At 64.3% G+C, this 23,988-nt stretch carries 25 protein-coding genes; 9 read left to right on the top strand and 16 right to left on the bottom strand.

Annotated elements, in window-relative coordinates; genetic code table 11:
• Positions 1 to 65: 65 nt before the first annotated feature.
• Both AC5Y5W_RS00455 and AC5Y5W_RS00450 read left to right on the top strand, forming a co-directional pair.
• Positions 66 to 1,217, top strand: a complete 1,152-nt coding sequence (locus tag AC5Y5W_RS00455; protein WP_499989046.1) for a 3-ketosteroid-9-alpha-monooxygenase, oxygenase component — start codon at positions 66 to 68, stop codon at positions 1,215 to 1,217.
• Positions 1,214 to 1,675: a hypothetical protein gene (locus tag AC5Y5W_RS00450; RefSeq protein WP_499989049.1), complete on the top strand. Its 462-nt coding sequence runs from the start codon at positions 1,214 to 1,216 to the stop codon at positions 1,673 to 1,675. The genes AC5Y5W_RS00455 and AC5Y5W_RS00450 overlap by 4 nt, the downstream gene beginning before the upstream one ends.
• A gap of 3 nt (positions 1,676 to 1,678) precedes the next feature.
• Here AC5Y5W_RS00450 and AC5Y5W_RS00445 read toward each other — a convergent pair whose 3' ends face one another.
• From AC5Y5W_RS00445 to AC5Y5W_RS00430, 4 genes are all read right to left on the bottom strand, one after another.
• On the bottom strand, positions 1,679 to 2,824 hold the full coding sequence (locus AC5Y5W_RS00445; protein WP_499989051.1) for a sulfotransferase family protein: 1,146 nt from the start codon (positions 2,822 to 2,824) through the stop codon (positions 1,679 to 1,681).
• Positions 2,824 to 3,606, bottom strand: coding sequence for an SDR family oxidoreductase (locus tag AC5Y5W_RS00440; protein WP_499899814.1), 783 nt, complete (start codon positions 3,604 to 3,606; stop codon positions 2,824 to 2,826). Before AC5Y5W_RS00440 ends, AC5Y5W_RS00445 begins: the two co-directional genes overlap by 1 nt.
• Before the next feature lie 2 nt (positions 3,607 to 3,608).
• Positions 3,609 to 4,736, bottom strand: coding sequence for a hypothetical protein (locus tag AC5Y5W_RS00435; protein WP_499989053.1), 1,128 nt, complete (start codon positions 4,734 to 4,736; stop codon positions 3,609 to 3,611).
• A gap of 88 nt (positions 4,737 to 4,824) precedes the next feature.
• Complete coding sequence (locus AC5Y5W_RS00430) at positions 4,825 to 5,139, bottom strand: hypothetical protein (protein WP_499989068.1); 315 nt, start codon at positions 5,137 to 5,139, stop codon at positions 4,825 to 4,827.
• Positions 5,140 to 5,626: 487 nt separating this feature from the next.
• Between AC5Y5W_RS00430 and AC5Y5W_RS00425 the strand changes: the two genes are divergently transcribed.
• Positions 5,627 to 6,562 (top strand): TIGR03619 family F420-dependent LLM class oxidoreductase, encoded by a 936-nt coding sequence (locus AC5Y5W_RS00425; protein WP_499989055.1) that lies wholly within the window; start codon positions 5,627 to 5,629, stop codon positions 6,560 to 6,562.
• On the opposite strand, the gene dmpG is transcribed toward AC5Y5W_RS00425, so the two are convergent.
• Genes dmpG through AC5Y5W_RS00410 form a run of 3 tightly spaced genes read right to left on the bottom strand, consistent with a single transcriptional unit; the run spans position 6,559 to position 9,298 of the window.
• Complete coding sequence (dmpG, locus tag AC5Y5W_RS00420; RefSeq protein ID WP_499989056.1) at positions 6,559 to 7,587, bottom strand: 4-hydroxy-2-oxovalerate aldolase; 1,029 nt, start codon at positions 7,585 to 7,587, stop codon at positions 6,559 to 6,561. The two genes, AC5Y5W_RS00425 and dmpG, sit on opposite strands and share 4 nt — an antisense overlap.
• Positions 7,584 to 8,501 (bottom strand): acetaldehyde dehydrogenase (acetylating), encoded by a 918-nt coding sequence (locus tag AC5Y5W_RS00415; RefSeq protein WP_499989058.1) that lies wholly within the window; start codon positions 8,499 to 8,501, stop codon positions 7,584 to 7,586. The genes dmpG and AC5Y5W_RS00415 overlap by 4 nt, the downstream gene beginning before the upstream one ends.
• Before the next feature lie 11 nt (positions 8,502 to 8,512).
• Entirely contained in the window at positions 8,513 to 9,298 is a 786-nt protein-coding gene (locus AC5Y5W_RS00410; protein WP_499889074.1) for a 2-keto-4-pentenoate hydratase, read from the bottom strand.
• A 72-nt stretch (positions 9,299 to 9,370) separates the two neighbouring features.
• Here AC5Y5W_RS00410 and kstD point away from each other — a divergent pair, with 72 nt between their 5' ends.
• Both kstD and chsH3 read left to right on the top strand, forming a co-directional pair.
• Positions 9,371 to 11,050: a 3-oxosteroid 1-dehydrogenase gene (gene kstD / locus AC5Y5W_RS00405; RefSeq protein WP_499989060.1), complete on the top strand. Its 1,680-nt coding sequence runs from the start codon at positions 9,371 to 9,373 to the stop codon at positions 11,048 to 11,050.
• 2 nt (positions 11,051 to 11,052) lie between these two features.
• Positions 11,053 to 11,913 carry an enoyl-CoA hydratase ChsH3 gene (gene chsH3 / locus AC5Y5W_RS00400; protein WP_499989062.1) on the top strand — a complete coding sequence of 287 codons (861 nt, stop codon included), beginning with the start codon at positions 11,053 to 11,055 and terminating at the stop codon, positions 11,911 to 11,913.
• Between the two features lie 94 nt (positions 11,914 to 12,007).
• On the opposite strand, the gene ltp2 is transcribed toward chsH3, so the two are convergent.
• From ltp2 to AC5Y5W_RS00370, 6 genes are read right to left on the bottom strand one after another with little or no spacing between them, the layout of a single operon-like run.
• Positions 12,008 to 13,168: a 17-hydroxy-3-oxo-4-pregnene-20-carboxyl-CoA lyase gene (gene ltp2 / locus AC5Y5W_RS00395; protein ID WP_499889068.1), complete on the bottom strand. Its 1,161-nt coding sequence runs from the start codon at positions 13,166 to 13,168 to the stop codon at positions 12,008 to 12,010.
• The gene (locus AC5Y5W_RS00390) at positions 13,168 to 13,569 is read right to left on the bottom strand and encodes a MaoC family dehydratase (RefSeq protein ID WP_499889066.1); all 402 of its coding nucleotides are present in this window, start codon (positions 13,567 to 13,569) and stop codon (positions 13,168 to 13,170) included. Before AC5Y5W_RS00390 ends, ltp2 begins: the two co-directional genes overlap by 1 nt.
• Positions 13,566 to 14,519, bottom strand: a complete 954-nt coding sequence (locus tag AC5Y5W_RS00385) for a bifunctional MaoC family dehydratase N-terminal/OB-fold nucleic acid binding domain-containing protein (RefSeq protein ID WP_500008582.1) — start codon at positions 14,517 to 14,519, stop codon at positions 13,566 to 13,568. The genes AC5Y5W_RS00390 and AC5Y5W_RS00385 overlap by 4 nt, the downstream gene beginning before the upstream one ends.
• On the bottom strand, positions 14,516 to 15,679 hold the full coding sequence (fadE29, locus tag AC5Y5W_RS00380) for an acyl-CoA dehydrogenase FadE29 (protein WP_500008581.1): 1,164 nt from the start codon (positions 15,677 to 15,679) through the stop codon (positions 14,516 to 14,518). The genes AC5Y5W_RS00385 and fadE29 overlap by 4 nt, the downstream gene beginning before the upstream one ends.
• Entirely contained in the window at positions 15,664 to 16,677 is a 1,014-nt protein-coding gene (locus tag AC5Y5W_RS00375; protein WP_500008580.1) for an acyl-CoA dehydrogenase family protein, read from the bottom strand. Before AC5Y5W_RS00375 ends, fadE29 begins: the two co-directional genes overlap by 16 nt.
• 37 nt (positions 16,678 to 16,714) lie before the next feature.
• On the bottom strand, positions 16,715 to 17,968 hold the full coding sequence (locus tag AC5Y5W_RS00370; protein WP_499889056.1) for a cytochrome P450: 1,254 nt from the start codon (positions 17,966 to 17,968) through the stop codon (positions 16,715 to 16,717).
• Between the two features lie 119 nt (positions 17,969 to 18,087).
• Here AC5Y5W_RS00370 and AC5Y5W_RS00365 point away from each other — a divergent pair, with 119 nt between their 5' ends.
• The 4 genes from AC5Y5W_RS00365 to AC5Y5W_RS00350 are packed head-to-tail and all read left to right on the top strand — an operon-like array spanning position 18,088 to position 20,558.
• Entirely contained in the window at positions 18,088 to 19,251 is a 1,164-nt protein-coding gene (locus tag AC5Y5W_RS00365; RefSeq protein WP_499889054.1) for a steroid 3-ketoacyl-CoA thiolase, read from the top strand.
• Positions 19,252 to 19,623 (top strand): DUF8021 domain-containing protein, encoded by a 372-nt coding sequence (locus AC5Y5W_RS00360; RefSeq protein ID WP_499889053.1) that lies wholly within the window; start codon positions 19,252 to 19,254, stop codon positions 19,621 to 19,623.
• Between the two features lie 12 nt (positions 19,624 to 19,635).
• Entirely contained in the window at positions 19,636 to 20,088 is a 453-nt protein-coding gene (locus AC5Y5W_RS00355; protein WP_500008579.1) for a nitroreductase family deazaflavin-dependent oxidoreductase, read from the top strand.
• Between the two features lie 17 nt (positions 20,089 to 20,105).
• A complete protein-coding gene (locus tag AC5Y5W_RS00350) occupies positions 20,106 to 20,558 on the top strand; it encodes a nitroreductase family deazaflavin-dependent oxidoreductase (RefSeq protein ID WP_499889050.1) in 453 nt (150 codons plus the stop codon).
• A 111-nt stretch (positions 20,559 to 20,669) separates the two neighbouring features.
• On the opposite strand, the gene AC5Y5W_RS00345 is transcribed toward AC5Y5W_RS00350, so the two are convergent.
• The 3 genes from AC5Y5W_RS00345 to AC5Y5W_RS00335 form a co-directional block, all read right to left on the bottom strand.
• On the bottom strand, positions 20,670 to 21,341 hold the full coding sequence (locus tag AC5Y5W_RS00345) for a YoaK family protein (protein WP_500008844.1): 672 nt from the start codon (positions 21,339 to 21,341) through the stop codon (positions 20,670 to 20,672).
• A gap of 971 nt (positions 21,342 to 22,312) precedes the next feature.
• Positions 22,313 to 23,218 carry an SDR family oxidoreductase gene (locus AC5Y5W_RS00340; RefSeq protein ID WP_500008578.1) on the bottom strand — a complete coding sequence of 302 codons (906 nt, stop codon included), beginning with the start codon at positions 23,216 to 23,218 and terminating at the stop codon, positions 22,313 to 22,315.
• Between the two features lie 13 nt (positions 23,219 to 23,231).
• A complete protein-coding gene (locus AC5Y5W_RS00335; RefSeq protein ID WP_500008843.1) occupies positions 23,232 to 23,984 on the bottom strand; it encodes an SDR family oxidoreductase in 753 nt (250 codons plus the stop codon).
• Positions 23,985 to 23,988: the final 4 nt, after the last annotated feature.

Here is a 23,988-nt window from a genome sequence, read left to right as displayed (position 1 = left end):
TGCGCGATCCGATAGAAAAACTGTAACGTGTTCTAGTTAGAAGCTGACAAAGTTGGAGGCGTAGCATGGCTACCGAGACGGCCGGCATTCGCGAGATCGACACAGGCACCCTGCCCGACAGGTTCGCCCGGGGTTGGCACTGCTTGGGCCCGGTCAAGGACTTCCTGGACGGGCAGCCCCACGGCATCGAAATCTTCGGCACCCACCTCGTCGTGTTCGCCGACTCGCAGGGCGGACTGAACGTCCTCGACGGCTATTGCCGGCACATGGGCGGCAACCTGGCGCAGGGCACCATCAAAGGCGATGAACTCGCCTGCCCATTCCACGACTGGCGCTGGGGCGGTGACGGCAAGTGCAAGCTGGTGCCCTACGCCAAGCGCACGCCTCGACTGGCCCGCACCCGTGCCTGGACCACCGATGTCCGCGGCGGACTGCTGTTCGTCTGGCACGACCCTGAAGGCAACCCGCCGCCGGACGAGGTACGGATCCCGGAGATCCCCGAGTGGTCCGGTGGTGAGTGGACCGACTGGCGGTGGAACAGCATGGAGATCAACTCCAACTGCCGCGACATCATCGACAACGTCACCGACATGGCGCACTTTTTCTACATCCACTACGGGCTGCCCACGTACTTCAAGAACGTGTTCGAGGGCCACATCGCCTCGCAGTACCTACACAACGTCGGCCGACCCGACGTGAACGACATGGGCACCACCTACGGGGAGGCACACCTGGATTCGGAGGCCAGTTACTTCGGACCGTCGTTCATGATCAACTGGCTGCACAACAGCTACGGCGGCTACAAGGCCGAATCCATCCTGATCAACTGCCACTACCCGGTGACACAGGAAAAGTTCGTCCTGCAGTGGGGTGTGATCGTCGAGAAGCCCAAGGGCATGGACGAAGCGATGACCGAGAAGCTCGCCGATGCGATGACCGACGGGGTCAGCAAGGGCTTTTTGCAGGACGTCGAAATCTGGAAACACAAGACCCGCATCGACAATCCGCTACTGGTCGAGGAGGACGGCGCGGTCTACCAGATGCGGCGCTGGTATCAACAGTTCTATGTCGATGCCGCCGATGTCACCGCGGAGATGACCGATCGCTTCGAAATCGAGGTGGACACCACTGTGGCCAACGAGAAGTGGCACGTCGAAGTGGAAGAGAACCTCAAACGGCAGGCCGAGGAAGAAAAGGCCGACCAGGCATCGTCATGACCGGCAGCGAGCAGCCGCCCAACGTCGACCAACTTGCCCGGTCGATGTTGGCCCTGCACGGCCCACACGACGACCACGACCATGCGCCGTCCGGCGATCCCGCCGGCAGATGCTGGGCGAAGGCACCGGATTTCGCGAACGACCCTCAGCGGGCCGCCGCTATCGCCGAATCCTCCCGCGCCGACCGCGAGCGTTACCTCTCGGCGGGCCTGGTGCCGGTGGACTGCCGGTTCTGCCACGCAACCGTTGCTGTCAAGAAGCTCGGACCGGGACACACTGCGGTGCAGTGGAATTCCGAGGCGGCGCAGCGCTGCGCATTCTTCGCCGACCTGCGCGCCGAAGGCGGACACAGCAGCCGCGCCCGGTCATGCCCGAAGCTGGCCGACAGCATCAAACACGCAGTCGCCGAAGGCTGTCTGGAGGAAGAGTCCAGCGCACCGGCCCCCGGCGACGGCTAGCGATTACAGCCCGGCGAAGCGTTCCCTGACTGCCTCGGCGGTCAGCCCGTAATCGGCCAGCGAATACGAATGTTTGGGCGCGCGCGGGCCGGTCTGGCTTTCGGCGTGGCTGAGTTCCATCGCGGCCCGCGCCTCATCGGTCAACGTCAAGCCGAAGTGCCGGTACACACCTTCCGCGGTGCCCACCGGGTCCGCGACGAAGTTTGCGTAGTCCACATCGCAGAACTGTGCCGGATCGTACTCAGCCCGTGCCGCATTGAACCGCTCCAGCCCGCGTGACCACGTATCCATCGAGTCGTGTCCGATCTGAGCGCCGGTGTACGTGTTCGACCAACCCTCGGCGGTGTGCTGGGCCAGCGAGCACATCGACGCCATGATCGTCTCGACCGGGCGATGCGTCTGCACCACCAGCGCGTCGGGATAGGTGGCCATCAGCGCGTCCAAGGCGAACAGATGGCTGGGATTCTTGAGCACCCAGCGTTTTCCGGGATCGTTGAGTCCGATGAGCTGAAGGTTCTTGCGGTGCCGTCGATATGCCGGGCCCCAATCTTGGCCCGACAGCCATTTCGCGTAGCTGGGCAGGTGCGCCAACGTCTCGTAGGACACCGAATGAAACGACTGCCGCAGCAACTGCCAGCACTCCTCCAATTCGTCGGCGGCCATGAAGTGCAGCCCCGTGTAGTCCGGGTTCTCGTTGTGGTGCTGGGTGAACCGGGCGTCGATTTCTCGGTGGATGGGATTGGAGTCCCAGGTTTCCCGCGGCGGACGCGGCTGCGGGTATTCGGCCAGCCACATTTGCAAGCCTTGATGCGCGGGATCGGCGCCGAGCAGGCGGTGCAGCGCAGTGGTTCCCGTGCGCACCAGCCCGGTGACGAAGATCGGCCGCTCGATCACAACGTCGGCATGCCCGGGGTATTGCTGCCAGGCGGCTTGGGACAGCAAGCGGGCGACCAGCGCGCCACGCAAAAAGAATCGGTTCATCTTGCTGCCCAGTTCGGTGAGGTTGGCCTCCCGCTGATAGGACTCGAGCAATACGCCCAGTGCCTCCCGATAGTTGTCGTCGTCGGTGCCGAAATCGTCCAGCCCAACCAACTTGGTCGCCGAGGCGTGCAAGTCGTCGACGGTGCCGACGTCGGTTCGCGAGGTCATCAGGCCTTGTACTCTCCGCAGTTGACGTCGAGCGTCTGTCCGGTGATGCCACTGGACAGATCGCTGGCGAAAAACAGGATCGCCGACGCGACCTCGTCTTCGGTGGGCAGCCGCTTCAAGTCGGAGTTCGTGGCGGTGGCGGCGTAAATTTGATCCACCGTCGTCCCGTATTTGCCGGCCTGATGCGTGAAGTATCCTTTGAGGGTGTCTCCCCAGATATAGCCTGGTGCAACTGAATTGACTCGAATTCCGTCGTCACCGAGCTCGGTGGCCAGTGACTGGGACATCGCCAGCAGCGCGGACTTGGCCATTTTGTAAGCGCCGTATTTGGCCTGCGAGTGCCGAATCACCATCGAATTGACGTTGACGATCGAGCCGTTCGATTCGGCGAGCGCGGGCGTGAATCGCTGGATGAGCCGCAACGCGCCGAGCACAGTGAGCTCGATGGCATCGCGGATATGTTGAAACGTGGTGCCGGCCAACGGTTTCATCGACGGCACCCGAAACGCGTTGTTGATCAACACGTCGACTTTGCCGTAGGCGGCCAGCGAAGCTTCCACGAGGTTAGCCACCTGATCGTCGTCGGTGATGTCAGTGGAGACCGCCACCGCGCGCCGGCCGGTGTCGGTGATCTGCTTGGCGACGTCGTCGAGGCGTTCGACCGTGCGCGCCGCCAGCACGAGGTCGGCGCCATCTTCGGCACAGCGCCGGGCCAGCGTGGTGCCGAGGGCAGGGCCCACGCCGCTGATCACCACGACCTTGCCGTCGAGCATTCCTGGCATCACTACCCCAGCATTCTGTTGGCGATTTGGTTTTGGCGCTGGGCGATTCGCGCGCGCCAGCCGTCCTCGGAGATCTTGTTGTGCTCGTAATGCGGCAGCGCGGCCGGGACGGCGTCGAAGTCGACGAGCTCGACGCTGGGTCCGTCCGCCTCGGTGAGCTGACGTGAGACCCGTTGCCAGCGGAACTGCAGGAATCCGCGACGGTGCCCCAGTGTTTCGACCCAGTTGGTGACGCCGGGGTTCTGGTCGGCGACGACGATGCGGATCTTGCCGTCGGGATCTGCCTGAGCCTGAGCGGCATTCAGCGAGGTTTGGTGGTTGATGTAGTCCAGCGAGATGTACCACATGCTGCCCAGTTGGAAGCCGAGATACGGCGCGTCCGTCACCGGCAACGTGATGATCAGAGCCTGGTCGGGGCGCAGGTCGAAATGCCCGGCGGACGAGTACTGGGTTGACAAGCCGCCCGGCGTGAGCCGCGGTGAGACCATGGTGTTGACCGGGATGTTCAGATAGAACCACTGCGGGAACTGGATCCAGGTCTTTATCCGGTTGACGAGTTGCTTTCCTGCTGTGCTGTAACGCTTTTCGATCGTGGCGCGGGTCAGCGGCGGTGGCGCGGTACCCGCGGTGTCCAGGCGGGTGACCGCCACGGTGCCGCGCTGCTGCGACCAATCGCCGTAGACCTCGCGAATCACCAGCTGTGCGGGACCGGTCGGCCGCACCCGCCACTCGAAACTGCCGTCCTCGGCGATCTCGAGCTCGCGGTCGTCGAACGCGGCCTGACTGGCCGGCACATTGTCGTCGGTGTATTCGCCGCCGAGCAATTGGAAGCTCAGGTCCGTCGTGGTGCCGCGCGTGCCGGTGACCAGGTAGTCGTGGTTGGCATGCACCCGGCAGCCGAAGTAAAGGGTGTCCGGATTGTCCAGGCCCATCTTGGTGAACGGACCAGTGCCAGAGAGCAGGAATGGATGGTCGCGTTCATAGTCGAACGCCAGGTGCGTGCAGGCGGCGATGCAGCCGGCCAGGTATTGCAGTCCTTCGAGCAGGTCGGCTTCGGTCTCGATGTGCGGCGCGGCCACTACGAGTTCCTCGGCCTCGGCGATGGCGTCGATGAGCGGCTGGGAGAACACGCCTAGACGCTAGAACGTGTTCTATTTTTCGTCAATGGGCGAACATTCCGGGGCGTCGGCCGCGGCGTTCAAAGACGAGGCCGACTCACTAGGGTGGGCACGCGTGGGACAGCTCGATCAGGTGCTGGCGTACGTCGGGATGCCGGTTCAGGTAGTCGATGACGCTGCCGTTACCGCCCTCCCCCCGTGACTTGTCCTGCAGCTGCTGATGGAGGTCGGGATGGCGCTGCAGGTACGCGTCGATGGAACTACCCACGTCCTGATTGCACTCTGGCTGTGCGTTCGCCACCGACACCGCCGCCGGCAGCGGCACCGCGATCACCGCAGCGGCAACGGCGCTCAGCAGGCCACCAGCAACCAGGCCGGACAGTCGGCGCCGATTAGGGCTGGAATTCACGATCATTGGCTCGGTCCTCATCACGCGGTTATGCATCACTTTTGGTTGTAAATCGAGAATACGCGCGACAGCGTTACTGCAGCTGGCGGTGGTGGGCGAGCGAAAGTCAATCAGCGATGGGCTGCTGACATCCGGCATCAGCCAACACCTGCGCCTGGTGTATCGAGCTGCAGGGGCTCGGCGCGGAGTGCGCAGCGGGCACCATGGCCACCACCCCGGCCGTCAGTAGCGCGCCGGCAAACATTCCGTAAAGCCCACGACGAAGGGCCGTCGCTGACATGTGCATCGGACTGCTCCTCGCAGTTAGAAAAATCCCACCCGCCCACAACCATTGCCCGATGCGGCGCGGGCCAAACATGGATCGGTTGAGCGGCCGGCGTGAAACGACGACGCCGCGGGCGGTCGGCGTCGCAGGTGGCGTCATAAAGTTATGCGCGACAGGCGATGTGCAACGACGCGCTAGCGGCATCACGTCCGCCGGGTAGGAGGAGACATGCCGATATCGCCACAGATCTCGCTTCAGCTGCGCACATTTACCGACGATCAGGACTACGCGTGGACTTCGACGCTGGCGTTGGGGCAAGCCATGGATGCTGCGGGCGTAGACCGCGTCGTGGTCTCTGACCACGTCGTGTTCGGCGAAAATCCGGACGCGTACAGCAACCCGGCGCTCGGTGGGATCGCCGGCGGCCGCCAACCGACAGGCCCCGATGGTCACTGGCTCGAGCCGCTGACGGTGCTCACTGCGCTGGCGGCGATGACGACCCGCATCCGGCTCGGTACAGCGGTGCTGCTGGCGGCGCTGCGCCGCCCTGCTGTCCTTGCCAAGCAGGTCTCGACCCTGGACGTGTTGTCAGGCGGCCGGGTTGATCTGGGTGTGGGTGTGGGATGGCAGCGCGAGGAGTACGAGGCAGCAGGCTTGCCGTTCGAGCGGCGGGGAAGGCTGCTCGATCACACGCTGGAAGTATGCAATGCGCTGTGGACACAGCAACGCAGTTCCTACCGGTCACCCGAATTGTCGTTCGACAAGATCCACCAGATGCCCAAACCCGTTCAGGCCGGCGGAGTGCCGATCTGGGTCAGTGGAACGGTGAACGACGCCGTCGCACGCCGGCTGAGCAAGTTCGGCCGGGGTTGGATCCCGTGGGGCCCCGCCGTGAGCGATCCCGCGGGAGCGATCGCAGCAATGAAGGACAAGATCGCCGACCTCGGTGGTGACCCCGTTGACCTGCAGGTGCTCGGTCATGCGACGACCGTCAAACGACCCGACCGTTCGGTCGACATAGCTGCGACCGTGGCATCGGCTCCGCCGCTGATCTCGGCCGGTGTGACCGACGTGCGGGTCACTATGTCGTTGCCGCGCGAGGTCGGCCGCGCGACTGATCTGCTGACCGAACTCGTCGAAGCGTTCCGCGCCGCAACCCGCTAAGCCTTCGCAGCCTCTTCGCGCTTGATCTCCAGTGCGATGTCGATCAGCTGATCCTCCTGGCCGCCGATGAGTTTCCGCTGACCGGCCCGGTGCAGCAGTTCGTGGGCGGGCACGCCGTAGCGTTCGGATTGCCGGACGGCGTGCTTGAGGAAGCTGGAGTACACCCCGGAGTACCCCATGACCAGCGCGTTGCGGTCGAGCAGGCATTCGGCGGGCATCGCCGGGCGCACCACATCCTCCGCAGCGTCGGCGATGTCGAAGAAGTCGATGCCGGTCTTGACGCCGATCTTGTCGAACACCCCGATCAGCGCCTCGACCGGTGCGTTGCCCGCACCGGCGCCGAAGCGCCGCACCGAACCGTCGATCTGCTTGGCGCCGGCACGCACCGCCTCCACGCTGTTGGCCACCCCCAGTCCGAGGTTTTCGTGCCCGTGAAAGCCGACCTGCGCGTCGTCGCCGAGTTCGGCGACCAGCGCGGCTACCCGGTCGCGCACACCTTCGAGCACCAGTGCGCCGGCCGAGTCGACCACGTAGACACACTGACACCCGGCGTCGGCCATGATCCGGGCCTGGGCGGCCAGCTTCTCCGGCGGGATGGTGTGGGCCATCATCAGAAATCCGACGGTTTCCAGCCCCAGCTCGCGGGCCAGGCCGAAGTGCTGGCGGGACACGTCGGCCTCGGTGCAGTGGGTGGCGATCCGGCAGATCGACCCGCCGTTGTTCTGGGCCTGCTTGATGTCCTCTTTGGTGCCGACACCGGGCAGCATCAAGAACGCGATCTTGGCCTCTTTGGCGGTCTCGGCGGCGAGCTTGATCAGCTCCTGCTCCGGGGTCTTGGAGAACCCGTAGTTGAAGCTCGACCCGCCCAGCCCGTCGCCGTGGGTCACCTCGATCACCGGCACGCCGGCCGCGTCCAGCGCCGCGACAATGGCACCGACCTCGTCCTTGGTGAACTGGTGCCGTTTGTGGTGGCTGCCGTCCCGCAACGACGTGTCGGTGATGCGGACGTCCCAGATGCTGGTCATCGGGTGCCCCCTGCCGTGGCAGACAGTGATTCCTTGGCGATTTCCTCGCCGACCTTGGTTGCGGCAGCCGTCATGATGTCGAGGTTGCCGGCGTAGGGCGGCAGGTAATCACCCGCGCCTTCTACCTCGACGAAGGTGGTGACCAGCGCCTGCCCACCGGAGTTCATCGACGGGTCGTCGAACTGCGGTTCGTTGAGCAACCGGTAGCCGGGCACATAGGTCTGGACCTCGGCCACCACGTCGCGAATGGACTGCGCGATCGCGTCACGGTCGGCGTCTTCGGGGATGGCGCAGAAGATCGTGTCGCGCATGATCATCGGCGGATCGGCAGGGTTGAGGATGATGATCGCCTTGCCGCGCTTGGCGCCGCCGATCGTCTCCACCCCCTTGGACGTGGTCTTGGTGAACTCGTCGATGTTGGCCCGGGTGCCCGGCCCGGCCGACACTGACGCCACCGACGCCACGATCTCGGCATAGGGCACGTCGACCACCCGCGACACCGCGTACACGATCGGGATGGTGGCCTGCCCGCCGCAGGTGATCATGTTGACGTTGGGCGCATCCAGATGCTCGCGCAGGTTCGCCGGGGGAATCACCGCCGGTCCGACGGCCGCCGGGGTCAGATCGATGGCCCGGATCCCGGCCTCGGCATAGCGCGGGGCCGCGTCGCGATGGACATAAGCGCTGGTGGCCTCGAACACCAGATCGGGCTTTTCGTCCTGCGCCAGCAGCCAGTCCACTCCTTCGTGGGTGGTCTCCAGGCCCAGTTTGCGGGCCCGGGCCAGACCCTCGGACTCCGGGTCGATGCCGACCATCCAGCGCGGCTCCAACCATTCCGAGCGCAGAAGCTTGTACAGCAGGTCGGTGCTGATATTGCCCGATCCGACAATGGCGACGGTTGCCTTGGACGGCATGTTTGCTCCTCTTATTCGAACGTCAGCCGGACGGACCCCAGTCCGGCGAAATCGGCGACGAAATCGTCGCCCGGCCGCGCATCGATGGCCCGGGTGCATGAGCCCGGCAGCACGATGTCGCCGGCCCGCAGGCGCACGCCGAAACTTTCCACCTTGCGCGCCAGCCACGCCACCGCGGTGACCGGGTTGCCCAGCACCGCGTCGCTGCGGCCCTTGGCCACCACTTCCCCGCGTCGGGTCAACACCGCGTCGATCGTCGTGATGTCGATGTCGGCCGGTGACACCCGCGCCTGGCCCAACACGAAGCCGGCCGACGATGCGTTATCGGCGATGGTGTCGCACAGTTTGATCTGCCAGTTGGTGATGCGGGTGTCGATCAACTCGATCGACGGCACAAACGCCTCGGTGGCGGCCAGTACGTCGTCCTCAGTGCAGTCGGCCCCAGGGAGGTCGGCGGCCAGGATGAATCCCACTTCGACCTCCACCCGCGGGTAGAGATAATTCGCCGCGGTGACGGGCTGGTCTTCGAAGACCTGCATTTCATCGAGCAGGTGGCCGTAGTCCGGTTCGTCGACACCCATCATCTGCTGCATCGCCAGCGACGACAGCCCCACCTTGTGGCCCACGATGCGGGCCCCCTCGGCCACCCGCTGACGGATGTTGATCAGCTGGATCTCATAGGCGTCGACGACGTCGATCTCCGGGTGCGCGGCCGTCAACGGCGAAATCGACTCACGACTCCGCTCAGCCTGCGCCAGGTCGGCGGCCAGCTCGTCACGGGTGGCAACCGGGATCATTGACCGAAGTCCCCTCGTCGGTGTGACCGGGTCGGTAGCGCCCAGCCAGGGCAATTCTATAACGTGTTCTACATGACAGCTCAGGAGTACGACGTCGTCGTAGTCGGCAGCGGTGGCGCGGGCATGGTTGCTGCCCTCACCGCCGCTCACCGGGGTCTCTCGACACTAGTCGTCGAGAAGGCCGCACACTACGGCGGTTCGACCGCTCGCTCGGGGGGTGGCGTCTGGATTCCCAACAACGAGGTTCTCAAGCGCGACGGTGTCACTGACTCCGCCGAAGCGGCACGCAAATACCTGCACGGAATCGTCGGCGACGTCGTCGAGCCCGAACGCATCGACACCTATCTGCAGCGCGGACCCGAAATGCTGTCGTTCGTTCTCGAGCACACACCGCTGAAAATGTGCTGGGTACCGGCCTACTCCGACTATTACCCGGAGGCGCCTGGCGGGCGTCCCGGCGGCCGTTCCATCGAGCCAAAGCCGTTCAACGCCAACAAGCTCGGACCTGATCTGCCCGGGCTGGAGCCGCCGTACGGCAAGGTTCCACTCAATGTCGTTGTGATGCAGCAGGACTACGTCCGACTGAACCAGTTGAAGCGACACCCGCGCGGCGTGCTGCGCAGCCTGAAAGTCGGTGCCCGCACGATGTGGGCCAAAGCAACCGGTAAGAACCTCGTCGGTATGGGGCGCGCGCTGATCGGGCCGCTGCGAATCGGGTTGCAGCAGGCCGGTGTTCCGGTGCTTCTCAACACCGCGTTGACGGATCTCTACGTCGAGGACGGCGTGGTGCGCGGCGTGTATGTCGTCGACAGCGCTTCCGACGCGGCGGAGCCCACCCTGATCACGGCGCGACGCGGCGTGATCCTCGCAAGCGGCGGCTTCGAGCACAACGAGCAGATGCGGGTGAAGTATCAGCGGGCGCCGATCACCACCGAGTGGACGGTAGGCGCCAAAGCGAACACCGGTGACGGTATCCTCGCCGCCGAAAAGCTGGGCGCCACATTGGAACTGATGGAAGACGCCTGGTGGGGGCCGACGGTGCCACTGGTCGGCGCACCATGGTTTGCGCTGTCGGAGCGCAACTCCCCCGGTTCGATCATCGTCAACATGTCGGGCAAGCGGTTCATGAACGAATCGATGCCCTACGTCGAGGCATGCCATCACATGTACGGCGGAGAGCACGGCCAGGGACCCGGGCCGGGCGAGAACATTCCGGCGTGGCTAGTGTTCGACCAGCAATACCGCGACCGTTATATTTTCGCGGGATTGCAGCCTGGACAACGTATTCCACGCAAGTGGCTGGAATCCGGCGTGATCATCCAGGCCGATACGCTCGAGCAGCTCGCCGAGAAGGCGGGCCTGCCCGTCGACGAATTCACCGCGACCGTACGGCATTTCAACGGCTTTGCGCGCTCCGGCGTCGACGAGGACTACGGCCGCGGGGAGAGCGCCTACGACCGCTACTACGGCGACCCGACCAACAAGCCCAATCCAAACCTTGGCGAGATCAGCCACGCGCCCTACTATGCGGCCAAGATGGTCCCCGGCGATCTGGGTACCAAGGGCGGTATCCGTACCGATGTCCACGGCCGCGCGCTGCGCGACGACGGCAGCGTCATCGATGGGCTGTATGCGGCGGGCAACGTCAGCGCCCCGGTGATGGGCCACACCTATCCCGGGCCGGGCGGCACCATCGGGCCCGCGATGACATTCGGCTACCTGGCGGCGCTGCACATCGCAGGGGAGAATTAGAGATGCCAATCAACCCGGAAGTCGCTCTTGCTGCCGAGCTGGATCCAATCGAATTCTCCTGGAGCAGCAGCGATGTGCAGCTCTACCACTTGGGTTTGGGCGCCGGCGCCGATCCGATGGATCCCCGCGAGCTGCGCTATCTGATCGACGAGACACCACAGGTACTGCCGACGTTCGGCAACGTGGCCGCCACCTTCCACGCCACCAAACCGCCGACCGTGCAGTTTCCCGGCATCGACATCGAGCTGAGCAAGGTGCTGCACGCCAGCGAACAAGTTTCGGCGCCGGCGTCGTTGCCGCCGTCCGGCTCGGCGCGCGCCGTCACCCGGTTCACCGATATCTGGGACAAGGGCAAGGCCGCGGTGATCTGGTCCGAAACCACGGTGACCGCACCGGACGGCACCCTGCTGTGGACGCAGCGGCGGTCGATCTTCGCCCGCGGTGAAGGCGGGTTCGGCGGTGAGCGGGGGCCGTCGACGTCGACGGTCGCACCGGATCGGGCGCCCGACGTCGAGCTGGAGATACCGATCCTGCCGCAGCAGGCGCTGCTCTACCGGCTGTGCGGAGACCGTAATCCGCTGCATTCTGATCCTGAATTCGCCGCTGCCGCAGGCTTTGACCGTCCTATCCTGCACGGCCTGTGCACCTATGGCATGACGTGCAAGGCCATCGTCGATGCGCTGCTGGACGCCGACGTCGCGGCGGTCGGCTCCTATGGCGCACGCTTCGCCGGTGTGGCGTTTCCCGGCGAGACGTTACGAGCCGACGTGTGGAAGGAAGACGGGCGCATGCTGGCCAGCGTGGTCGCGCCGTCGCGGGAGAACGCCGTCGTGCTGTCTGGCGTGGAGCTGGTGCCGGCCTAATTTTTGGCCGTCTCGCCGAGCGTGAAGTTAGATTAGGTTCACACTCGGCGGCCAACGTGAACCCAAGTTCACGCTCGCGGTTAGGGGAAGAAATTCAACCCAGGATCAGGCCGGATGTCGGCACGCCGGTGCCGGCGGTGACCAGGACGTGTTCCACATTCGGCACCGGGTTCACCGACGTTCCCCGCAGTTGCCGTACGCCTTCGGCGATCCCGTTCATGCCGTGGATGTAGGCCTCGCCGAGCTGTCCACCGTGCGTGTTGATCGGCAGCCGCCCGCCGATCTCGATCGCTCCATCGGCGATGAAGTCCTTAGCCTCGCCCCAACCGCAGAATCCCAACTCCTCCAATTGGATCAGCGTGAACGGGGTGAAGTGGTCATACAACACCGCGGTTTGGATGTCGGTGGGCTTTAGGCCGGACTGTTGCCAGAGTTGCTTGCCGACCAGCCCCATCTCCGGCAGGCCGTCGAGCTCGGGCCGGTAATAGCTGACCATCGAATACTGGTCCGGACTCGAGCCCTGGGCCGCGGCCTCGACGACGGCGGGCCGGTTCTTCAGATCCTTGGCCCGCTCCACCGAGGTGACGACGAGCGCCACCGCACCGTCGGTCTCCTGGCAGCAGTCCAGCAGCCGTAGCGGTTCGGCGATCCACCGTGAACTCTGGTGATCCTCGATCGTGATCGGCTTCTCGTAGAAGTACGCCTTGGGGTTTTTGGCAGCGTGCTTGCGATCGGCTACCGAGATCGCGCCGAAGTCGCGGCTGGTCGCGCCGGACAGGTGCATGTAGCGCTTGGCGATCATTGCCACCTGCGCGGCCGGCGTGGAAAGACCGTGCGGATACGAAAACGAGTTGTCGACCCCCGTCGAGTCCGCGTTTTCCACCAGTCGGGTCTGCACCTGCCCGAACCGCATGCCCGATCGTTCGTTGAAAGCCCGATACGCCACAACGCAATCCGCGACGCCGGTTGCCACGGCGATGGCTGCCTGCTGGATGGTGGCGCACGCTGCTCCCCCACCATGATGGATCTTGGAGAAGAACTTCAGGTCCCCGATTCCGGTGGCCCGGGCAATCGCGACCTCGGTGTTGGAGTCCATCGTGAAGGTGACCATGCCGTCGACGTCGGCCGGTGTCAGGCCCGCGTCGTCAAGCGCGTCGAGGACGGCCTCAGCGGCCAACCGCAACTCGCTGCGGCCCGAGTCCTTCGAGAAGTCGGTGGCACCGATGCCGGCAATCGCGGCTTTACCCGAGAGCATCAGGCATCTCCGATCGTCAACGTCGCATTCGCGATGACGTGGTCGCCAAGACTGTTGCTGCCCACGACCTTCAACGTGATCAAGCCATCGTCGATCGCGGTCACCTCACCGGAGAATGTCACCGTGTCGTAGGCGTACCACGGCACACCCAGCCGCAGCCCGATCGACTTGATGATCGCGGTCGGTCCGGCCCAGTCGGTGATGTAGCGCTGCACCAAACCGGTGTCGGTCAGGATGTTGACGAAGATGTCCTTGGATCCCTTGGCTTGCGCCTTGTCCCGGTCGTGGTGCACGTCCTGGTAGTCGCGGGTGGCGATCGCCGTCGAGACGATGAAGGTTGGATCGCCGTACAGTTTGAGCTCCGGCAGCATCGTGCCGACCTCGACAACTGGCGCGCTCATGCGTCGGGCTCCCACGCGTACAGCGTCCACGCCGGACCCACGTCGTTGGCCGGAAAGTCGATATACGTGGCGCGTACAGGCATTCCGATCTCCACCGCTGCGGGGTCTACGTTGCGGAGCTCGCCGAGCATCCGCACGCCTTCTTCGAGTTCGACAAGCGCAATGACGAACGGCAACGTGCGGCCGGGCACCTTCGGGGCGTGGTGCACAACGAAGCTGAACACCGTGCCCTTGCCGCTGGCGACGACGTAGTCGATCGACGCTTGTTTGTCCTGCCAGATCGCCGGTACCGGCGGATGCTGCAGGCTGCCGTCGCCCCGCTTCTGGATGCGTAACTCATGGGCGTTGACGCCATCCCAGAAGAACTTGGTATCCCGCGAGGACGCCGGCCGCATCATCTTGTCGGCCTCGAGGTCCTCGGGTACCGGCCCAGCGACCGATTGCTCGTCGCGCGGAATGAACTTCAAGATACGCCAGTTCATTTCGGCGACGTCCTCGTCGCCCACCTGCCAGGTGATGTGCTGGTTGATGAAATAGCCCTCGCCCAGCGCGGTCTGCTTGGGCCCGACGACATCTGTCAACTCAGCGGTCACGCTGACCTCCTCGCCCGGGCGGAGGTAGCGGTGGTAGGTCTGCTCGCAATTGGTGGCGACCACCCCGACGTAGCCGGCGTTGTCGAAGAGCTCGATGATCTTGCCGAGCGGATCGTCGTCCGGACGAGATCCGCCGAGCCCCATCATGGTCCAGACCTGAATCATTGCCGGCGGCGCGACAATCCCCGGGTGGCCGGCCGCTTTGGCCGCCGCCTCCTCGACGTAGATCGGGTTCTGATCGCCGATGGCGTCGACCCAGTGGTGAATCATGGACTGGTTCACCGGATCGCGGCCGAGCCGCGGCTTGCTCTTGCCCGCCGCCTTGACTTGCTCGATGGCAGTTTGCAGATCGCTCATCGCGGTACCCTCGGCACCTTGAGCCCAGCGGCCGCGATCATCTCACGCATGACCTCATTGACCCCGCCGCCGAAGGTGATCACCAGATTGCGCTTGGTCTGGGAGTCCAGCCAGCTCAGCAGCTCGCCGGTATCCCGCTCGGCGGGGTTGCCGTACTTGCCGACGATCTCCTCGGCAAGCCGGCCCACGTACTGGACACGTTCGGTGCCAAGCACTTTCGTGGCCGCAGCGTCCGCCACGTTGATGTCCTCACCTGCGGCGGCGACCTGCCAGTTGAGTAACTCGTTGATCCGCCAGATCGAATGGATTTCACCGAGCGCGCGTTTGACGTCGTCATGATCGATCGGGGTGACACCGTCGCTACCAGGCTTGGAGGCCCATGCGTGCACCCGGTCGTAGATGCTGGCAAAGCGGCCGGCGGGCCCGAGCATCACCCGCTCGTTGTTGAGCTGGGTGGTGATCAGCCGCCAGCCGCCATTTTCCTCGCCGACCAGCATGTCTGCGGGCACCCGAACGTCGTTGTAGTAGGTGGCGTTGGTGTGGTGAGCACCGTCAGCCAGGATCATCGGCGTCCACGAGTAGCCGGGATCTTTGGTGTCGACGATCAGGATTGAAATCCCCTTGTGCTTCACGGCGTCGGGGTCGGTGCGGCAGGCCAGCCAGATGTAGTCGGCATCATGGGCACCGGTAGTGAACACTTTCTGTCCGTTGACGATGTACTCGTCGCCATGGCGCACGGCGGTGGTCCGCAACGACGCGAGGTCGGTGCCGGCTTCCGGCTCCGTGTAGCCGATCGCGAAGTGCACCTCACCGGCCAGGATCGCGGGCAGGAACTTCTTCTTCTGCATCTCGCTGCCATACACCTGCAGGGTGGGGCCCACCGTCTGCAGTGTCACGGCAGGCAGCGGCACGTCAGCCCGATGCGCTTCGTTGACGAAGATCTGCTGCTCGATCGGGCCGAAACCCAGGCCGCCGAACTCTTTTGGCCACCCGACGCCGAGCTTGCGGTCCTGACCCATTCGCCGGATCACCGCACGATAAGCCTCATTGTGCCGGTCGGATTCCATCGCCTTGGCTTCATCCGAGCTGATCAGATTCGTAAAGTACTGCCGCAGTTCGGCTTGCAGCTGTCGCTGCTCCGGCGTCAGGTCGATGAACATTGCGCTCCCACCAGGTCGAGACGATGCGACGGCCCGCCCAGCAGTCGGGTCAGGTCTTTGATCGTGGAGTAGTAGCGGTGCATCGGGTAGTCGATGTCCATCCCCATCCCGCCGTGCAAATGGTGGCATATCTGCATCACCGGCGGCGCCTGCGAGGTGATCCAGTAGCCGAGCACGTCGAGGTCGTCGTCGGCGTCCCGGCCTTCGGCCAATCGCCACACCACCGACGTCGACGCCAAATCGATGGTCCGCGAAGCGATGTAGACCTCGGCGAGCTGTGCGGCCACCGTCTGAAAGGTCGACAGCGGTTTACCGAATTGCTCGCGACTGCCCACGTAGTCGGCGGTCAGCCGAAGTGCACCGGCGACCAACCCAGCGGCGTAGGCGCCGATCATCGCCAGCGCGAGTTGGTTGACGCGACGGGCGCTCGCTCCGTCCAGCACCCCGTCCACCTCGGCGTCGGAAAATGTCACCACGTACTCGTCAGATCCATTGGACGTCGGCGTTTTCTTCACCTGCACGCCATCGGCCTTCGGCGACACCACGACGACCCCGCTGTCAGCGGTGACCAGCATCCACTCGGCTTGTTCGGCATATCCGACAGCGACTTTGGTGCCGGAGAGCCGGTTGTTGGCAATAGTGGTGGCCGGCCGCTCAGGCAGCGCCGCCCCGGGCTCGTTCAGCGCGGCGGTGATCAGCGAGCCCTTGGCCAGCCCGCCGAGATAGCGGTCCTGCTGATCGTCGGAGGCCAGGTCCAGCAGCGGCACCGCGGCAAGTCCGAGGACGGCGAGTGCTGGCCCGACGAGACCGTGGCGACCGATCTCGGTCAGTGCTGTCGCCACCTCAGGCAGACCGACACCGTCGCCGCCAAGACGTTCCGGCACCGGCAGCGCGGTCACTCCGCCCGCGACTAACGCGTCAAAACTGTTGTCCCGGTCCAGCACCGAGGTGACCACATCGGCGACAGCCTGTTGTGCCGGGTCCGGACTGAAATCCACCCGAATCCTCCTTGATTCACTTACCCGCAGTCTGCGATCAGTGCGCGACGGGGCACTTTCCGCTGTAGTCGACCTGCCAGTGCTTGATGCCGTTGAGCCACCCCGACCGTAGCCGCTCGGGCTGCGCCAGCGGCAGCATGTCCGGTGCATGGTCGGCTACCGCGTTGAAGATCAGGTCGATCGTCAACCGGGCCAGGTGGGTGCCGATGCAGTAGTGCGCGCCGGTGCCGCCGAAGCCCACATGCGGATTGGGGTCGCGCAGAATGTTGAAGGTGAACGGGTCGTCGAAGACTTCCTCGTCGAAGTTGGCCGAGCGGTAGAACATCACCACTCGCTGCCCCTTCTTGATTTGCACACCGGACAACTCATAGTCCTCCAGCGCAGTGCGCTGGAAACAGGTGACGGGCGTTGCCCAGCGGACGATTTCGTCAGCGGTGGTTGCTGGGCGCTCTTTTTTGAACAGCTCCCACTGGTCGGGGTGCTCGGAGAACGCGATCATGCCGTGGGTGATCGAGTTGCGAGTGGTCTCGTTGCCGGCTACCGCCAGCATCACCACGAAAAACCCGAATTCATCGTCGGAGAGTTTCTCGCCCTCGATGTCGGCGTTGATCAGCGTGGTGACGATGTCTTCACCGGGGTTTTCCGTCTTGGCGGCGGCCAGTTGCATGGCGTACTGGATCAGCTCGACCGACGACATCTGCGGGTCGATGTCGGCGTATTCGGGGTCTTCGCTGCCGGTCATCTCGTTGGACCAGCGGAACAGCTTGTCGCGATCTTCCAACGGAACGCCGAGTAGGCCGGCGATGGCCTGTAGTGGCAGCTCGCACGACACCTGTTCGACGAAATCGCCGGTCCCGGCCGACGCGGCCGCTTTGACGATGTTTTGCGCGCGTTCGTTGAGCTCGTCACGCAGCCGTTCGATGTTCCGCGGAGTGAAGCCGCGAGAGATGATGCGGCGCAGCCGGGTGTGGTGCGGTGCGTCCATGTTGAGCATGACGAAGCGCTGAACCTCGATGTTCTCCCGTGCCATGTCGTCTTCGAACCGCGGAATCACGCAGTTCTCGTAACTGGAGAAGACCTCGCTGCGCAGCGACACTTCCTTGACGTCCTTGTGCTTGGTGATCGCCCAATAGCCGCCGTCGTTGAAGCCACCACCCTTGCCCGGGGCCTGCTCGATCCAGTGGATCGGCGCGAGGCGACGCAACTCGGCGAACTCCTCGACCGGAAGACCCTCGACATTGATGTCAGGGTTGAGGAAATCGAACCCTGCGGGCAGATTGGGGGTTGGCATGTTGTGCGCTCCTCAATGCAACGTGTTCTAGTGCCAGTAAAACACGGCTTCACCGCAGACAAAAGGCGGGAACGCATCCTCGCTTGTCAGAGTAATGAAACGTGTTCTAGCCTGGCCGTATGGGTAATCCTGTCATTGTTGAAGCCACCCGCAGCCCGATCGGCAAACGCAACGGATGGTTGTCGGGGCTACATGCCACCGAGCTGCTCGGCGCCGTGCAAAAGGCGCTGGTCGACAAGGCCGGCATCGACGCGGGCGATGTCGAACAGGTCATCGGCGGGTGCGTAACCCAGTACGGCGAGCAGTCGAACAACATCACCCGGGTGGGCTGGTTGACGGCGGGCCTGCCGGAGCACGTGGGCGCCACCACCGTGGACTGCCAGTGCGGCAGTGGACAGCAGGCTAACCACCTGGTGGCGGGATTGATCGCCGCCGGCGCCATCGACATCGGGATCGCCTGCGGCATCGAGGCGATGAGCAGGGTCGGGCTGGGCGCCAACGCCGGCCCGGACCGTGGCGCCATCCGCGCCGAATCGTGGGACATCGACATGCCCAACCAGTTCGAGGCCGCCGAGCGCATTGCCAAGCGCCGCGGCATCACCCGAGAGGACATCGACGAGTTCGGCTTGGCATCGCAGCGCCATGCCAAGCAGGCCTGGGACGAGGGTCGCTTCGACCGCGAGATCTCACCCATCGAAGCACCAGTACTCGACGAGCAGAAGCAGCCAACCGCCGAGCGGCACATGGTCGGTCGTGACCAGGGTCTGCGCGACACCACGCTGGAAGGCCTGGCCCAGTTGAAGCCGGTGCTCGACGGCGGTATCCACACCGCGGGCACGTCGTCGCAGATCTCCGACGGTGCCGCGGCGGTGCTGTGGATGGATGAAGACAAAGCTAAAGCTATCGGTTTGCGGCCGCGGGCCCGAATCGTCAGCCAAGCACTCGTCGGCGCGGAGCCCTACTACCACCTGGACGGCCCGGTGCAGTCCACCGCGAAGGTGCTGGAGAAGGCCGGCATGAAGATGGGTGATATCGACCTCGTCGAGATCAACGAGGCATTCGCGTCGGTGGTGCTGTCCTGGGCGCGGGTACACAACCCTGACATGGCCCGGGTCAACGTCAACGGCGGCGCGATCGCGCTGGGGCATCCGGTGGGTTGCACCGGCAGCCGGTTGATCACCACCGCGCTGCACGAACTGGAGCGCACCGACCAGAGCACCGCGCTGATCACGATGTGTGCCGGCGGCGCCCTGTCGACCGGCACCATCATCGAGCGGATCTAGGTGAGTCAGGTTTCCGACGCCGAGCGGATCGCGGCCGCGCAGTCGTATATCGACGCGCTGGCCACCCACCGCGCAGACGCTGTTCCGTTCGCGCCGAACTGTGTCCGGATCGAGGCCGGGCTCAAGACCGGCTTTTCCGGAAACCACCTGCGGCGCAGCCTTAATCGTGGACTGCAGTACCGGGTGATCGCGGCGACCACCACTCCGGAGTTCAGCGTCGACGGCGATCAGGTGCGGGCGCGGTTCGACGTGATCACCAAGCCGTCGTTCGCGGGGCGCCGGGTGTGCGCGCACGTCGACGAGACGTTTCTCATCCCGGATGGCACGATCCATCACATCCGGGCTCACCTTCGCCCGTTCATTCGACGTTAGGTAACACCGCCGATGGCAAATCCACCGCGCGCGCTCAACTCTGCCGGCACCGGCACTTTCATCAAATGGATGTCGCGCATCAACTCGCAGTTGTATAAGGCGACCGGCGGCAGGGTCGGCGGCAAGTTCCTGCAGGGCGCGCCGGTGGCGCTGTTGACCACCACCGGTCGCAAGACCGGGCAGCCGCGGGTCAGCCCCCTGCTGTTCCTGCGCGACGGTGACCGCGTGGTGCTGGTGGCGTCGCAGGGCGGCCGCACCAACAACCCGATGTGGTACCTGAATCTCAAAGCCAACCCGCGAGTGCAGGTGCAGATCAAAAAGGAAGTGCTGCATTTGACGGCGCGCGACGCCACCGACGACGAGCGTGCACAGTACTGGCCCCGGCTTGTCGAGATGTACTCCTCGTTTGACGACTACCAGTCCTGGACCGACCGGGTTATACCGGTCGTCATCTGCGACCCGTAACTTCTATTCTGGGTTGTGTGACGCAGCAACGCTGGATTCGCAACTCACGGTTCCTGGCCCTGTTGCTCAAATACTTCGCCCGCGCCCACATTTGGGTGTATCGCCGCACCAATGGCCGACTCGGTGCGAAATTGTTGTGGTTTCCGGCGGCGCTGCTGACCACGACCGGCCGCAAATCGGGTGAGCCACGGACCACGCCGACGCTGTATCTGCGCGACGGCAATCGGGTGATCGTGCCGGCTTCTTTCGGTGGCCGCGCCGAGAACCCCACCTGGTACCTCAATCTCCAAACCAATCCGATCGTCGAGGTGCAGATCCGCGCCGAGCGGTTACAACTTGCCGCCCGCGACGCCACCGACGAGGAGCGGGACCGCTACTGGCCGCCGCTCACCAGGATTTATCCGCCCTACCGCGGGTACCGCGACGCCACCGATCGGGTGATCCCGTTGGTGGTCTGCGAACCCGCATGAAGCTCGACGCGAATCCAGTCTTGACATCTCGGGCACCGCGGCCGACATTGGGCGACAAATTAAGTGGGTCGTGGCCGCGCAATCTGAAGTAATGACATTTGGCTTATGCAGTTACTTTGACAGGCCATGCCGACGTGCGTAGAAGTAAGTGTAAATCGTCGTCAACGCACACATGATGGTGGCAGCCCCCATTATCTGAGAAGGCGTGACCAGCAAATTGAGACTGCCGCCGAGCATGCCGCCAACGACGAAACTCATATAGAGCACAAAGTATCCCAGCCAATCCGCAGCGGTTCCGCCACCGCTGAGATGAGCTACGAGGCCCTGGGCCAGTTTCACAATCGTTCCCGTAAAATAGCCCAGTCCGATCGAGACTTCCCCGTTCTTGACGAACGAGGTGTTGAGAACGCCCATACCGAAGGCAACCACCAAGATCGCACCGAAATAGACTTTATCCATCAACCACCCCTCCAACCCGACATCGACGACCGTGGCGACGATTAGGCAAAGGGTCATAAGCATAACTGGGCCGTGCTTTCGCGCTCCCCACAGATATTGGCGACCCAGCGCCCCGGTGACCGCACCAGCGAAAAAGCACGCCAACAGTGATGACGCTGAGATGGTCAGCCAGGGACGATCGATGAAGACACCCACCACCGCGCGTTGTGTGTTGCCGCTCATCGCGGTCACGAAGTAATCAGCCGAGTGGGTGAAGGCCACCGCCCCCACCAACCCGGCCAGCCAAGCCAGGACCCACGACAACCTCGCCTCAGGGTCGAACATTTCACCGAGCCACTTTGTTGGCGACCGGCAATGGATTGTGAACGTGGGGTTGGCGGTGCTGGTTTGCCGCGGTCGATCCAACCTAAGACCGGGCAGCAGCCTGTGCCGATCGCGTGTCTTCGGCGATTCAGCCGTGTCGATCGAATCGCCTTTCGATATGCCTCGTGTGGTGGGTTCGGTCATGAGTCTGGGTTCCTCCGTGGTCGTCTTTTCAGGTCGCGCAATGTCGGCCGGACTGTGCTGGCAGGCATGCGCTGTGCTGGGGAGCTGCCCCGTCGGATAGTCGTTGTCGATACTCCGGCCGATAGCAACCGTTCACGTTTCGAGGCGTCAAACGTCTCTTGGCCAGCCTGTTCAGGCTGGTTCGTGTGATCGTCGCTACCCACCGCGGCCGCTGTCGAACGCAGCGCTGATCGATCAGCGCCGATCGACGCAGAAGTAGGTCAAAAGTTGATGACCGGCCAAGGCGATGGCGGGTGCGCTTGAGCCGGCCACCCCGAGCCGGAAACTGCAGGCGGACAGCGAAACCGACGAAGACGACCACCAGCGCAATCGCCGCACAGCGTGATGCCGCGTTGCAGCGCGAGACAACGGCTGCCATGCCGTCGACGAATCGTGACTTCCGTCGGCGCACTCGATATCGTCAGCGCCCAGCACCAGCCCAGGTGGCGGCAATGCAGAGTCCGTGGACTGGAACTGCACAAGCCCAGACCCGCTGACGCCCCCCAGAACACAGACTGCGACGACGACAACGACAAACCACCGCAATCGTCGCGGTCGGCGCGTTTCGCTGAAACTCACAGTGGGGCCACAATAGCAGCGCACCGGCAATGTCCCCGCGGCGAACCTGCTGATCCACCGCAGCTACGAAGGCACCAGCCAGATTCAGCGCCTGCTCAGTGGCCGCGCTCTAACCGGCGTCAACGCGTTCTCCTGAGCTAGTCCGCGCTGAGCCACGGAGGAGGCGAGAGTTAAGCTCCGTAGACCGGGACCGGTGGCCGCGACTTGGCCAACAGGTCAGTGACTACCGGACCGAGTTCGGCCGGATCCCACTTCGCGCCCTTGTCGACCTGCGGGCCGTGCGCCCAACCTTCGGCGACGCGGATCTTGCCGCCCTCGACTTCAAAAACCTTGCCGGTCACATCTTTTGATTCGGTGCTACCCAGCCACACCACCAACGGCGAGATGTTCTCCGGCGCCATCGCGTCGAAATCGTCGTCCTGGGTTGCCATCATCTCCGCGAAAACCGTCTCGGTCATCCGGGTGCGGGCCGACGGTGCGATCGCGTTGACGGTGACGCCGTACCGACCCATCTCGGCGGCACCGATGAGCGTCATGGCCGCGATGCCGGCCTTAGCGGCACTGTAGTTCCCCTGGCCGACGCTGCCTTGCAGGCCCGCACCGGAACTGGTGTTGATGATCCGCGCATCAACGGTTTTGCCCTCTTTCGACAGTCCGCGCCAGTACGACGCGGCGTGGCGCATCGTGGCGAAGTGTCCTTTGAGGTGCACGGCGATGACGGCGTCGAACTCCTCCTCGCTGGTGTTGGCCATCATCCGGTCCCGCACGATGCCGGCGTTGTTGACCAGAACGTCCAGGCCACCGAATGTCTCGACCGCGGTCTGAACCAAGGCGGCCGCCTGGTCCCAGTCGGCGACGTTGGATCCATCGGCGACGGCTTCGCCGCCGGCTGCGGTGATCTCGTCGACCACGCTCTGCGCGGCGCTGCCGCCGCCCGCCGGCGAGCCATCCAGCCCAACCCCGATGTCGTTGACCACGACACGCGCACCCTCGGCCGCGAAGGCCAGCGCGTGCGCGCGGCCGATGCCGCCGCCCGCTCCGGTGACGATGACCACCCGGCCGTCGGCTATGCCCATATCGTTGACTCCTCTACTTGATCGCATTCGTTGTGGCCAGGTAATGCGGCGGTTCCCCGCCACCGTGCACTTCCAACGCGGCGCCACTGATATAGGACGCCGCATCCGACGCCAGAAATGCTGCCGCCCAACCGATATCGTCCGGTTTGGCAAGGCGGCCGAGCGGGACGTTCTTCGAAATCGCCGCGATCGACTCGGCGTCGCCGTAGAACAAGTCGGCCTGCTCGGTTTCCACCATGCCGACCACCAACGCGTTCACCCTGACCTTCGGCGCCCATTCCACCGCCAACGTCTGCGTGAGACTCTCCATACCCGCCTTGGCCGCGCCGTAGGCGGCCGTGCCCGGAGTCGGTCGTCGCCCGCTGACACTGGTGATGTTGACGATCGAACCGCCGCCCGGCTGATGTTGCATCTTCTCGTTTGCATGTTGTGAAACCGACAGCGCACCAATGAGATTGAGTTCGATGATCTTACGGTTGAACTTGGCGCTGGAATCCGCGGTAAGCACGTACGGCGATCCGCCGGCGTTGTTGACGACGACGTCCAAGCTGCCGTGCCGGTCGACGACGCCGTCGATCATCGCCTTGACGGCATCGTCATCGCGAATATCGCACGAGTGAAACTCATAGGGCAGGCCCTCGACCGCACGCCGCGCACAGGTGACCACCGTCGCGCCCTGTCCGGCGAAAACCGCGCTGATACCGGCGCCCACCCCTCGGACGCCGCCGGTAACCAGCACCACCCGCCCAGGCAGGCCCAAATTGATCGCA

Source organism: Mycobacterium sp. NGS51 (assembly GCF_059812525.1).
Note: the sequence above shows the minus strand (reverse complement) of the source record. Positions and strands in the feature narration are given on the sequence as shown.